The organism is Variovorax sp. DAIF25, assembly GCF_050711835.1.
In the GTDB taxonomy this organism is placed as follows: Bacteria; Pseudomonadota; Gammaproteobacteria; order Burkholderiales; family Burkholderiaceae_C; genus Variovorax.
Window position 1 is genome coordinate 1993730 of the sequence record NZ_CP136636.1, and the last position, 13134, is coordinate 2006863.

8 protein-coding genes are annotated in these 13134 nt (G+C 70.8%); 1 reads left to right on the forward strand and 7 read right to left on the reverse strand.

Annotated elements, in window-relative coordinates; translation table 11 throughout:
• Positions 1-54: 54 nt before the first annotated feature.
• Together R0232_RS09130 and R0232_RS09135 are read right to left on the reverse strand one after the other, a co-directional pair.
• A complete protein-coding gene (locus tag R0232_RS09130) occupies positions 55-816 on the reverse strand; it encodes a hypothetical protein (protein ID WP_057596396.1) in 762 nt (253 codons plus the stop codon).
• A gap of 104 nt (positions 817-920) precedes the next feature.
• Positions 921-6938 (reverse strand): alpha-2-macroglobulin family protein, encoded by a 6018-nt coding sequence (locus R0232_RS09135; RefSeq protein ID WP_431511907.1) that lies wholly within the window; start codon positions 6936-6938, stop codon positions 921-923.
• 448 nt (positions 6939-7386) lie between these two features.
• Here R0232_RS09135 and opgC point away from each other — a divergent pair, with 448 nt between their 5' ends.
• On the forward strand, positions 7387-8529 hold the full coding sequence (gene opgC / locus R0232_RS09140; RefSeq protein WP_431511908.1) for an OpgC domain-containing protein: 1143 nt from the start codon (positions 7387-7389) through the stop codon (positions 8527-8529).
• Here the strand turns inward: opgC and R0232_RS09145 are convergent.
• The 5 genes from R0232_RS09145 to R0232_RS09165 are packed head-to-tail and all read right to left on the reverse strand — an operon-like array spanning position 8526 to position 13132.
• Positions 8526-9635 (reverse strand): DUF2169 family type VI secretion system accessory protein, encoded by a 1110-nt coding sequence (locus R0232_RS09145; protein WP_431511909.1) that lies wholly within the window; start codon positions 9633-9635, stop codon positions 8526-8528. The two genes, opgC and R0232_RS09145, sit on opposite strands and share 4 nt — an antisense overlap.
• Before the next feature lie 2 nt (positions 9636-9637).
• Entirely contained in the window at positions 9638-9934 is a 297-nt protein-coding gene (locus tag R0232_RS09150; RefSeq protein ID WP_208514203.1) for a sulfurtransferase TusA family protein, read from the reverse strand.
• Complete coding sequence (locus tag R0232_RS09155; RefSeq protein WP_431511910.1) at positions 9931-10458, reverse strand: hypothetical protein; 528 nt, start codon at positions 10456-10458, stop codon at positions 9931-9933. The genes R0232_RS09150 and R0232_RS09155 overlap by 4 nt, the downstream gene beginning before the upstream one ends.
• A 6-nt stretch (positions 10459-10464) precedes the next feature.
• Complete coding sequence (locus R0232_RS09160; protein WP_431511911.1) at positions 10465-11457, reverse strand: hypothetical protein; 993 nt, start codon at positions 11455-11457, stop codon at positions 10465-10467.
• Positions 11458-11482: 25 nt separating this feature from the next.
• Positions 11483-13132: a DUF4150 domain-containing protein gene (locus tag R0232_RS09165; protein WP_431511912.1), complete on the reverse strand. Its 1650-nt coding sequence runs from the start codon at positions 13130-13132 to the stop codon at positions 11483-11485.
• Positions 13133-13134: the final 2 nt, after the last annotated feature.

Sequence of the window (13134 nt, forward strand, 5' to 3'; positions counted from 1 at the left end):
GATGCCGGCCACCGTTGTACCGCGTGCCGCGCCGGCGAGCCAGCGCGGCGTGCTTCAGCAGAACACGATCGCCGTGCGGTGCGCGATGCTCAGCCGCGCCGCTTCGTACAGCAGCAGCCAGGCCGCGTACTCGCGGTAGAGGCCGTTGTCGTCCTCGATCAGCGCGTCGATGCGCTCGGCCTCCTCGTCGCCGAGCTTGCCGTTGTTCAGGTGGATGCCGAGCGCGGGCGCCACGTAGACCAGTTCCTCGAGCAGGCGGTACGAGGAGCCGAGCATGCCGCCGGGCAGGCCCAGGGCTTCGTCGTCCTCCTCGTCCTCTTCCTCGTCCTCGATGTCGTCTTCCTCGGGGCCGCGCGAGAGGTCGACGTCCTCGTCGTCCTCCTCCTCGTCCTCTTCCTCGGCTTCATCGTCCTCGTCGCGCTCGTCGAACAGCACTTCCTTGAAGTCCACCGGCACGTAGAAGCCCTCGGCATCCGAGTGGCACAGCAGGTGGCTGTCCTCGCTGTCGAGCAGGGTCTGGATCTTCGGATCGGCCGTGGGATCGACGTCGTCGGCCAGCGGCGTGGCCACCCAGTCGGGCGCGAGCACGCGGTGCGCGTAGGCGCGGCGCAGGTAGTGGATGAAGGAGTAGGGGAAGCTCTCGATCGAGGCGCGCGAGTCGAACTCGATCGCCTCGCGCGGCTCGGTGTGCGGCGGCAGGCCGGCGGCCGCCAGCACGCGGTTGACTTCCGCCAGGTCTTCCTCGAACGCCTCGGCGCCCTCGGGGTCGTCTTCGAGCAGCTCGGCAAGCATGCCGACGCAGATGGCCAGGCCCATGGATCACTCCTCGTGGTTCGTGGCGGCGATGGTGACGAACCCAGATGAAGGCGGGATGACGGCCGGCCGCGCGTTGCGCCGAACCGTCATCCGCGCGGGCGGCTTCAGCGCGCCGCTTCGACCTTGATGCGCTCGTTCGGCACCTCGCCGAACATCTCGGGCGCGTACATCGCCTCGACGCGGCTCGGCGGCAGCGCGAAGTCGCCGACGTTGTTCAGGCGCACCGTGTACTCCATCTTCACCACGCCCTTGGGCAGGTACTGGTAGTAGCTGCGGAAGGCCTCGAAGCTGCGTTCCTCGAAGGCCGGCCAGCCGGCGCCCGACTTCTTCTCGCCCTGGGTGGCGATCTGCGAGTCGCGGCCCAGGCCGCTGCCGAGGATTGTGGCGCCGCCGGGCACCGGGTCGCTGATGACGACCCAGGTCATGTCGGCGCTGGCGTTGACCTCCAGGCTCACGCGCAGCACGTCGCCGCGCGTGTACTTGCCGGCCACCGCCTGCTCGACCGGCGTCACGGTCTTCTTGATCGCATAGCCGGCCGCGAACGGCGCCTTGAGCTGCACCGCCGCGATCGACTGCATCGTGAGCCAGGGCTTGCCCGTGCCCTGCTGGGTCACGAGCAGGGTGTCGCGCACCGGCGCGCCGCCCGGCGACGCGGCCCACGGCAGGAACATGCCGTTGTTGCGCAGGTTGCCCGGCGAGGCCGGGGCGCCGAAGAAGGTGGTCTGGTTCGGCGCGCCGCCCGGATCGCTGGCCTTCACGCGCTCGACCTTGCTCCAGTCGACCTGCGCCTTGGCCGCGCCCAGGGTGGCGGCGGTGATGCCGGCCACCGGCGTGCTCTCGAACACCTTGCTGAACTTCTCGAGCGCCAGCCCGCCCCAGAGGTTGGCGGTGGTGGTGTGCCAGGCGCCGTTCTGCTGCCGGCCGATGAAGCCGTTGGCGAGCTTGCCGATATCGTCCTTCCAGCTCGGGTCGTCCATCACCGTCAGCAGCAGGCGCGCGGTGTTGACGTCGCCGTTGGTCATCAGCCACCACCAGTAGTCGTCGCGCTCGGTGCTGAAGATCAGCTTGGTGCCCTGGTAGGACAGCCGCGCCTTGAGCACGTTGTTGGCCTCGTCCATGCGCTGCTGGCGCTGCGGCACGTCCTGCACGCGCTTCAGGATGTTGAGCCAGTCGATCACCGCGCTGGTGGGCCACTGGTTCGGCGCGATGGTGATGCTGCCGAGCATGGCGCCCGAGGCCTTGCCGTAGCGCGACAGCGCCTCGAGCGCGGCCAGCTTGCGCACGTCCAGGTCCTTGCGCGGGCTCCAGAAGTCGCGCGTGAGGCGGCCTTCGACGAAGGCGATCAGGCCGGCTTCCATCGGCGCGCGCACGTCGTCGGCGAGCGCGAAGGCAGGGTCGAGCGAGGCCGCTTCGTTCGTGGCCGCCAGCAGGTACGAGGTCAGGATGTCGCTGCCGCCGTTGGCCTCGCCGTCGCGCGGCGGGAAGTAGCTCGCCAGGCCGTCGCTGTCGAGGTAGGTGGGCAGTTGCGCGAGCACGCCCTGCCACATCTTCGCGTCGCGCAGGCCGACCGACTTGCTGGTCTTCTGCTCGAGGCAGACGAAGGGGTAGTTGGCGAACCAGTCGCGCACGCCCGGCAGGCCTTCGGCCAGCCTGGGCTGCAGCGACAGCTTCAGGCCGCCGCGGCCGGGCAGGGCGTCGGCCGGCGGCGCCACGTCGATGGTGAACGGGCCGTCGACCTGCACCAGCGTGGCCTGCTGCACCGTGAGCGGCACCGAGGGCACGATGCGCTGGCGCACCTTGAGCGCGTCGCGTGCACCGCCCAGCGTGTCCTTGGCCTCGATCTCCCACAGGATCGCCTCGGCGCGCGTCTGCGCGAGCTGCGCCGGCGCGGTCACGTTCCAGGCCACCTCGCGCGCCTCGCCGGCGGGGATGTCCACCGTCTGCGGCTGCAGCGTGAGCAGCGTGGCGCGCGGCGTGGCTTCCACCTTCATCGCCTTCTGCGTGGTGTTGCGCAGCGTGATCTGGGCGCGGAACTGGTCGTCCTCGCGCACCAGCGGCGGCAGGCCGCTGATGATCTGCAGGTCCTGCGTGGCCTGGATGCTGGCCTGGCCGGTGCCGAACAGGTCGGTGCCCGAGTCGGCCACCGCCACGATCTTGAAGGTGGTCAGCGCGTCGTTGAGCGGCACCGTCACCACGGCCTGGCCGTTGGCGTCGAGCACCACCCGCGGGTTCCAGATCAGCAGGGTCTCGAGCAGCTCGCGCGTCTGGCCCTTGCCGCCGCCGCCGCCCGCGGGCACGGCCTTGCGCCCGTAGTGGCGCCGGCCGACGATCTCCATCTGCGCGGTCGAGGTGCTGACACCCCAACTGCGCCGCTGCAGCATCGCGTTGAGCAGGTCCCAGCTGTCGTTGGGCATCAGCTCGAGCAGCGCCTGGTCGACCGCGGCCAGCGCCACCTCGGCGCCGGCGGCCGGCTTGCCGTCGGGCAGCTTGGCGGTGATCGTGACCTGCGCCTTGCCGCGCACCGGGTAGCTGGGCTTGTCGCTGGCCACCGTCACGTCGAGCTGGTGGGCGCGCGTGCTGACGCGGATCTCGGCCATGCCGAGGCGGTAGGCGGGCTTGCTGAGGTCGACCATGGCGGTCGGCGCAACGTACTCCTTGCCCTCGTACCAGAAGGCGGTCCACCATTCGCGCGGCGCCTTCCAGCCCCAGCTGAAGAAGCTGTACCACGGCACCTCGCGCAGGCGCCCGCGCAGCGCGAGCACGCTCACGTAGGCGTTCGGGCCCCACTCGGGCTTGACCTGCAGCGTGACCGTCGGGTCCTGGCCGTTGAGCTGCACCACGTGGGTCTCGATCACGCCCTCGCGCTCGACCGACACCAGCGCGGTCGCGAAGCGGAACGGGCTGCGCACCTGGAACTTGGCGATCTCGCCGGGCTGGTAGCTCTTCTTCTCGGGCAGCACGTCGATGCGGTCGTTGTCCTCGCCGCCGAACCACAGCTCGCCCTGCTTGGTCACGTAGACCGAGCTGGCGGCGCGGGCATCGCGGCCCTCGCTGTCGGTGGCGCTGGCGACCAGCTCCACCTCGCCGGCGTCCTTGAGCTCGGTCTCGCACAGCAGCAGGCCGCGCGCGTCGCTCTTGCCGCTGCAGACGGTGCCGATGTCCTTGGTCTCGGTCTTGTTGTCGTAGGTGTAGAAGCCGCCCACCATGCGCTTGCGGCTGGTGGTGGTGATGCGCGCCACGGCGCGCACGTTGAGCGTCACGCCGGCCTGGGGCTTGCCCGCGAGGTCGAGCGCGAGCGCCTGGAACTTGACCTTCTGCGCGGTCGAGACCCAGCCCTCGGTCTTGATGCCGGCGATCACGCCCGCGGGCCACAGCGTCTGCGTGCTGCGGATGGTCTGCACCTCGCCGTTCGGGTCGGCGTAGGTGGCTTCCAGCAGCAGCTCGCGCGCGGCCTTGACCTTGGGCACCTTGTCGATCGTGAGCTTGCCGGCGCCGTCCTTGTTGAGCGTGAGCGGCAGCTTGTCGGCGATCACGCGGGTGTCGCTGACGCTGTTGAGGTCCTCCTCGCCGCCCGTGGCCTCGGGGCCGGCCGCGGTGGCCGCCTGCAGGCCCGCGGCCTCCACCGGCCGCGGCGGGCTGAAGCTGAAGGCGTCGTAGTCGGAGAAGCTCAGGCTCTTGCCGCGCACCATGGCCGACACGCGCACCGGCAGGTTGGCCGCGCCGCCGCCGGCCACGTAGTTGATCTGCACGTCGGTGGGCACGGCCGTGGCCGCCACCAGCGGCTTCTTGTCGCTGGGCGCGATGCGGCCCTCGAGCACCGGCAGGCGGAATTCCTCGACGCGGAAGATGCCGGTCGCGAAGCTGCGACCGCCGCCGTCCTCCTCGTCGTCGCTCTCGTCGTTGTTCTTCTTCGCACCGCCGCTGCGCAGCTGCACCTCGTACACGCCGAGCTTGGCCGCGGCCGGAATGGCGAAGCTGTTCTCGGCGCTCAGGCCGCCGGTGGCGGTCTTGCGCCAGGCCAGCGGCTGGGTGAACTGCTGGCCGCTGCCCTGGTGCGTGATGACCAGCGTGTCGGGCGTGCCGTCGGGCAGGCCGAAGCCCTTGCGGGTCTGGGTGCGGATCAGGCTCTTCATCGACACCGTCTCGCCGGCGCGCAGCAGCGTGCGGTCGAAGATGGTGTGGGCGATGCGGTCGGGCTCGGGCTGCAGGCTGGTGGGCACGTTGAAGCGCCAGGGCTCGATGCCGCGCTGCCAGTCGCTCTGGGTGAAGGCGAGGTCTTCCACGCCCTTCTCGTCCTTGGCGCGCGCGCTGACGAACCAGAAGCCCTCGCCGTACTCGTCCTCGCCGTTGCAGTTCGGCGCCTTCGAGGGCACGCCCTCGAGCATCACGGTGCCGTCGGCGCCGGTGGTGCCCGAGGCCACGGCCTTGCCGCGGCAGTCGGACACGCGCACCTGCGCGCCGGCCACCACCTTGCCCTTGTCGAGCGTGGTGACCCAGGCCATCGAGTTCTCGCGGCCCAGCTTGAAGTGCACGGCCAGGTTGGTGGCCAGCGCGCTGGTGCGCACGTACATCGTGCGGTTGGCGCCCAGGCGCTCGTCGAGCAGCGCGTCGCCGAGCTTCTGCGAGGCGATCTCCAGCACGTGGAAGCCCGGCGTCAGCGGGATGCCGATGACCTCGAACGGGCGCGGATCGTCGCTCTCGGCCTTGGGCATGTCGAGCGACTTCACGCCCGGCTGGCCCGAGAGCAGCGACAGCGTGCGGGTCTGCACGTAGCTCTTGTCGCTGCTGTCGAGCACCGGCGGCAGCGGCGTGCGCAGGTCCTTGCGCGCCTCGGTGCGCGCGATGGTGTAGCTGTCGTAGCGGCGCACCTTGCGCAGCCACTCGATGATCTCGGCGTCGGTCTTCGGGTTGATGTCGCTGACCTTGCCGGGCGTGAGCGCCTGCACCATCAGCTGCGGCTCCACGCGGCGCACCGTCACCGGCATCATGGCCGGGGTGTCGGGCTCGGCCAGGCGCTCGATCACGCCGAAGGGCGAGGCCGCGAACTTGGCCAGCGGCGGCATGGCGCCGGTCGCTACTTTCAGCGGAAAGCTGTCGGGCGAGGCCAGCGGCCGGCCCGAGGCGTCCTCGAACTTCGAGGGCAGTTCGATGCTGAAGGAGGTGCTCTCGGCCAGCGGCGGCGCGAACTCGATCGAGCTCACCACGTCGTCGGCGTTCTGGGCCGAGCCCTCGTCGTCGAACTTGGGCGAAAGCGTCTTGCCGCCGCCCTTGAGCTGGATCGCCGCGGCCACCTTGCGCGTGACCGGCGCGTTGAACTGCAGCGTCATCGGGCGCAGCGGCAGGCAGGCGGCCTGCGCGTTCTCGCGCTCGCAGGTGAAGGAGACCGCGAACGGTTCGCGCACCGTGAAGCTCAGCCGGCGCTCGACGCTGTTGGCGATGCCCGAGGGCGTGGCCACGCCCTTGCCGTAGACGATCTGCAGCTTGCTGCCGGGCGTCAGCGTGCGGTTGCACTGCAGGGTGACGAAGCGCAGCGGCGTCTTGGCGGCGGCCTTGTCGCGGCCATGGGCCTTGAGCAGCTCGGTGCGCTGGGCGCCTTCGATCAGCTTCACGGGCACGCGCTCGCCGACGCCGTCGGCCGCGCACCAGACGTTCTCGCGCACGCTGTCGAGCGTGGCCGGGCCGTTGAGCTCGAGCATGAACATCTGCTGTTCGTCGATCTTGGCGTAGCTGCCGGGCTCGAAGTCGCGGATGAAGGGACCGCCGGTGGAGAACTGGTAGCGCTCGGGGCCGGTCAGCTCGCCGCTGGCGGGCTTGAACGAGGCGATGCGGCTGATCGTGCAGCGCACGCCGGGCGGCAGGTCGTTCTCGAAGTCGTAGACCCACTGCTTGGCGTCGGTCCAGCGGCCCTGGCCCTTGCCGGCCTGCGCGTCGGTGCAGCTCACGGACAGCGGGGCCGGTGCCTTCGGATCGCCGAAGTTGACCGCGGCCTGGTCGAACTTGGCGACCACCTGCCGCACGCGCGAGACCTCGCCCTGGGGCGTGAGGCTGGTGATCTGCAGCGCGAACGCGGGAGCGGCCAGTGCCGCAGCGCCGATGGCCAGCCAGAGGGATCGCGCACTCATCGAACTGTTCACAACTAACTCCTCCTGAGGACAGCGCACGAGGGTAGCCGATTTGCATGGCGCCACGGCAGTGCCGTCCGTCATAGGCCAGCCGGGCTGGCCCTGCGAAGTCGCCCCTTCCAGAACGTGTTCATGGTCTTTTCATAGTGCCCGCAAGGCAGCAAAACGCCGCAATCTAGGCGCGCGCCGCCGTCCAGGCTCATGCCTGGACAAGGTGCGCAACGACGAGTGCGGCGTTTTGCTGCCTTGCCCGAAGGGTTGCCCCGCAAAGCTGGCATCTGCGGCGTTGCAAATGCTCGCCGGGCCACCAGCCCGGCTGCGCTTTGCGCCTTGCACCTGCCAGCTTTGCGGGGCAACGGGCACTATGAAAAGACCATGAACACGTTCTTACAATCGCTCACCCCGGGCGAGCGTCGCGCGGACGAAGTCAGGAAACCGCCGCCAACCGATGAAACGCTACTGGGAAATCGACGCCTTGCGCGGGCTGATGCTCGTGCTGATGACCGTCACCCACCTGCCGACACGGCTGACGGACCCGCTGGGCCAGCCCTTCGGCTTCGTCTCGGCGGCCGAGGGCTTCGTGCTGCTGTCGGCCTTCGTCGCGGGACTGGTCTACAGCCGCATCGGCCATGTGCGCGGGGTCGAGTCGATGCGCAGCGCGTTCTGGCGCCGCGTGGTCAAGGTCTACCTCTGCCATGCGGCCACCCTGCTGTTCCTGTTCACCGTGATCACCGGCGTGGGGCTGCACATCGACCAGCCGGCGGTGAAGAACCTGGTCTCCTACTACCTGGCGGCGCCGCGCGACGGCTTCCTCTACGGGCTGCTGCTGGTGTACGAGCCGGCGCTGCTCGACATCCTGCCGATGTACATCTTTTTCATGCTCATGAGCCCCTGGGTGCTGGCCTTCGCGATGCGCCATGGCTGGCTGCCGGTGATGGCGGTGAGTGCGGCGCTGTGGGCGGCGGCGCAGTTCGGCTTCAGCGAATGGGTCTACGGGCTGGCGGTGCGCCACCTGGGCCTGCCGGTGCCGTACCACGAGATGGGCGCCTTCAACACCTACGCCTGGCAGTTCCTCTGGTTCTCGGGGCTGGCCATCGGCGCCAGCCGCAATGCGCCGGGCATGCGGCCGCTGCGCTTTCCGGCCTGGCTGCTGGTGCTGGCGGCGGGCGTGGCGCTCTACTGCTTCTACTGGCGCCACACCGGCATCAACGGCCAGGCGCCGTTCGGTGGCGACGTGGAGCGCAACCTGCTGTTCGACAAGTGGCTGCTCGGGCCGCTGCGGCTCGTGAACCTGGTGGCGCTGGGCATCCTCGCGGTGCGCTTCGGTCCCTGGCTGATGCGCAAGCTGCCGCGCCTGGGCTGGCTCGAGGCCATGGGCTCGGCCTCGCTGCCGGTGTTCTGCGCCCACCTCGTGGCCGTGCTGCTGGTGCTGGCCTTCTATGGCGACAGCCAGACCGCGCGGCCCTGGTGGGGCGACGCGCTGCTGCTGGCGGCGGTGTTCACGGGCATGTACCTGGTGGCGCGCGTGTCGCGCGGCGCCGACGTGCCGCCGCCGGCCGACGAGGTGCCGACGGAACCGGCCCGAGCCTAGTACCCCGTCAACGGTTCATGCCTGGCCGACCGGCTCGCCGCGGCGAGCAGGGCGTCGGGGTCCACCGCGTGCAGCGCCATGTGGGCGACGCCCTCGCGCTTGGGCACCCAGCAGCGCCAGGTCAGGAACACCTGCGCGAGGCCGCCGCGCAGGTCGACGTGCACGCCGTCGAGCATCAGCGGCACGCTCTCGGACTTTCCGTCCTCGCGCTGCACGGTCGTGCTCAGCCGCACGCCGGGAAGCCAGACCTGCACGTGCGCATGGTCGGGATGCATGTGCAGCAGCTGCAGCTCCTCGTCGCCCGCGAGCGGCGCCTCGTGCACCAGGCCCGGCGCCGCATATTGGTAGAAGCGGTAGTCGAAGTCGTCGGGCAGCAGCGGATGCTTGCGCGCGAGCCAGTCGTCGTCGTAGCGGCCCGCATGCCGCTGGCGCGGCCGCCACACCGGCGGCAGCGGCGCGAAGCCCTGCGGCACGTGGTCGTGGCGGCGCCAGTCGGCGATGGGGTCGGCGGGATCCTCGATCGCGGGCGCGGGCCACTCGGCACCAGCGTCGCAATGCGCGGCATCGACGATGCCGCGGCCCAGCGGATTGGCGCGGTGCACGTCCGGGGGCGCGCTGCCGGGGACCGGGCCGCCGAAGGCCTCGTGCCAGGCCAGCGGCACGGCGCGCGCGGGCTGCGGTGCCGACAGCGTCCAGTCGGCTTCGCGCTTCTCGTCGTCCTCGGGCGGGTCGCGCCGAACGGGACACCAGCGCCTCGGCCCATGCACGCGCACCAGCTTCTCGAGCCGCCCCAGCCGCGCGCCCACGAGCCACGACGCGGCCGCCTCGCCGCGCGGCGCCCAGCCCGTGCCGAGGATCGTGAGATCGGCCGCCGGCTTGTGCGGCACGAGGTCGCAGCAGCGCACCAGCAGGCCGTCGGCCGGGTCGCCGTCGTAGCGGTCGGCCAGTTCCAGCGCGGCCTGGCGCGGCGCCAGCGCGAGCGGCTGGCCCGGCACCAGGTGGAAGCTGCCGCGCACCGCGAGCACGGCCATGTCGGTGCCGTCGCGGTGGAACTGGGAGAAGGCGAGCGCGGAAAAGGGCGTGTGGTTGTCGAGGTCGGGCGCCATGCTCAGCGTCGCAGCAGCGTGTAGATGCGGCAGGCGCCGTCGCGCTGGCTGCCCAGCAGCTGGACCGGCAGCGCGGGCAGCGCGTCGGCCAGGCTCTCGAAGGCCACGGGATCGTCGACCGCGAGCACCAGCAGCTGGCCCGGCGCGCTGCGCGCGATCGCCTTGCGCAGCCGCAGCATGGGCTGCGGGCAATGCGTGCCGCGGGTGTCGATGCGCAGGGCCGGGCCGTGGCTGTCGTCGATGCCGTCCGCGGTGGGCGCGGGCCGGGCCGGCAGGAAGGCGGCGTGCGGATCGCTCATGGCGTGGCGCCCGGCGCCGCCAGCGTGCGGAAGTCCGGCATGGCCCCGAGGCGCTGCAGGTGCAGCCCCTCGATGCCGACCATCGACGGCTTGAAGATCACGCCCACCACGCGGCCGTCGGGCAGGTAGTGGACGATGCGGTGGTTGCCGTCGCGCAGGTCGATCGGGCGGCCGAAGGCGGTGTCGGCCGAGAGCTTGCGGCGCGCGCCCTGCGGCGTTTCGCCGCGCGCGTCGAGGCCGAAGGGCAGCGGCAGCGCGGCGGCATCGAGCTGCAGGTCGTAGAGCACCCAGGCCTGCGGGTCGGCCTGGGCGACGCGATCGGCGAAGGGATGGACCAGCGCCATGCGCAGGCCGTTCGACGCGCTCGCGTAGTCGGCCCGGGCCGCGAGCCCGGCCGGCGGGCATCCGGTGGGCGCGAGCTGTGCCCAGGCCGCGAAGCCGGCCAGCCACTCGGCGATGCCGCAGCAGCCGATGCGCTGCGCGGCCTCGTCGATCCAGTCGATCTCGCGCTTCCACAAGGCCATGGCGCCTCAGCGGATCGGCGGATTGCCGGGGAAGGGGATGCGCTCCCAGGCCGTGCCGTCGAAGCGCGCGATGTCGGCGTAGCCGATCGACCAGAGCACGCCGTCGACCACGCGCAGCAGGTGGCCGTCCTCGTACTCGGGATCGAGCCGGGTGCGGATGCGGTGCGTCGCGCCGTTGGCATGCAGGTAGAGGCCGGTCTCGGTGGCCAGGAAGATCTGGCCGTCGTAGCTCGTCACGTCGACATAGGCGCGCGTGTCGTCGAGCGCCGAGACGTCCTGGAAGCCGTCGGCATGGTTGCCGTGCAGCAGCGTGCCGCCGCGGCCACAGGCCCAGACCGAGTCCTCGCGCTCGACATGGATGCGCGAGATGGCCGGCATGCCGCTGGCGACGGCTTTCCACGGGCGCCGGCCGTCGCCGCAGTACAGCACGCCGTCGTTCACGTTCTGGAACCAGCCGCCCGCGTAGACCTCCCGTTCGTTCGCGCCGGCGATCGTCTTGAAGCTGATGCTCTTCTTCTCGCCCTTCTCGCGCAGCAGCCCGGTGTCCATGTGTTCCCAGGCCCCCGGCTTCGTCCGGCGATAGATCTGGCCGCCGCCGCCGCAGGCATGGAGCCGCCCGCCGATCTGGGCCAGCGCGATCATGCTGCCCCAGCCTTCGGAGTCGTCGCTCCACAGGCCGGCGCCTTCGATGCGCTCGGTCATGGCCTCGCCGCCGGGCGGCAGCTGCATCACGTCGCCTTCCTCGGTGAGGAAGACGAAGGCCGCGGCCGCGCCGGTGTCGCCGGGCGGGGGCGAGAAGAAGAGGCCGTCGGCGATCGTGGCCGGCAGGTCGGTGGAGCGCCAGAGCGGATCGTGGCCCGCGCGGTACTGGCACAGGCGCGCGAAGCCCTCGAAGCGCGCGTCGGCGTTGGAGCAGGCCAGGAAGAGATCGTCGCGTCCGCGCGGCGCCGCGGCCTCGATCTGCAGCCGTATCCGGTCGGGTTGGGTCAGGGGCGTCATCGTCGGGCTCGGTGCTTTCTCGTCGTCATTCCACGCGCCACGCGTTCTGCAGCAGTTCGCGCAGTTCGGCGGAGGTCTTCGTCAGGCCCCGTCCGAGCATTTCGTCGGGGATGGTCTTGAAGGCGTCCCGGATCGGCTGCTCGAACTGCCGCTTGCAATCGGGCTTGACCTCGTCCAGCGCGTCGATCGAGATGTCCAGGACATCCTTCAGCGTGACCGTGCCGTTGCTGCCTATTTTCGCGCGCATGCCTTCGGAGATCTTCCGATGGACTTCGGCATGGTCGTCCTTGTTCAGGCAGATCGACGGCCCCTTGTCGAGCGAGGGCGCGCCGGGCATGCGCACGCCCGGGTCGAGGCGGGTGCCCACGCGCAGGATGAAGTCGGGCACGACGTGGTGCGCGGCCTCGCCGTCGCCGCACTTGTTCTCGTCGTAGGGCTCGGGCTCGCAGTCGTCCTTGTCGCCCGTGATGCGGGTGCCGTCCTTGCCGCCGCCGCCGCTGGTGTCGGTGGCCGGCGCGGGCGCCGTGGTGGTCTCCTTGGCGCGGGCGCGTTCCTCGGCGATCTGCTGCTCGAGCGAATCGCGCACCTTGGCGTCGTAGGCATGGAAGCCCTTCGATTCCCAGGGCAGCAGCGACTCGAGGAAGTTGCTGCTGGCGTAGTCCTGCTTGTAGGCGGCGAGCTGCTCCACCGCCTGGTCGTAGAGCGACTGTTCGCGCGGGGTCTGCGGCGTGATGCCGGTCAGCGCCTTCTTCGCCTCGTGGATGGCCGCGTAGTGGTCGCCGATCGGCATCACCACCAGCACGATGACCGCGATCAGGTTGCCCTTGCCGCCGCCCGCGGGCTTGGGCAACTGGGTGCGCGGCATGGTCGCCGGCGGGCGCCACTTGGGCATGTCGGTGACGGTCGGCGTCTTGCCGGTGTCGAGGAAGGCCAGTTGCACCGGCTGCTCGCCCAGCGAGGCGCGCAGCAGCGAGCTGTAGCCCGACAGGTTGGCGGCGCTGGCGATCTTCGCCTTGCCGGTCTTCTCGTCGTCGCTGCCGTAGTAGGCGATCTCGGCGCCATCGGCCTGCGCCTTGGCCAGCAGGGCCTCGGCCTCGCTGTCGTCGATCGCCGGCCGGTCCTCGGGCGGCCAGCGCTTGCCGCGGTCCTTCTTGTAGATCAGCTCGCCGCCGGTGTTGCGCCTGTTCATCCAGAAGCTGTCGCCGTCGCGCACCAGCCACTGGCCGTTGACCCGCACCACCGTCGAGGCGGTCTTGGGCTCGGCGATGTCGCCCACCGTGCCCGAACTGATGCCCTTGGCCGCGCCCGGCTCGTCGCCCGTGACGTGCGTGACCTGGCTGTCGAACTTGAAGGCCTTGAGCGAAGTGAGGAAGACGTTGCGCGAGGCGTTGGCGTCGTCGCCGAGCCGGCCGGTGATCTGGTAGGGGATGGGCGGCGTGGACGAGCCGATCGGCGTCTTGCAGACGTCGGGCGAGGTGCACACCACCAGCGCCTGGCCGACGTCGCGACCCGCCTCGGGCGGCGGATCGCTGGCCGGCGTCTGCGGCCGGGGCTTGCCCACGATCACCGCGACGCGGGCGATGCGTCCCGTCGCGCCCGAGGGCAGCGCCGTGCCGAGGCCATCGAGGCCGGCGGGCTTGGCAAGCGAGGCACCGGCCTTGGGGTCGAGCGCCATGC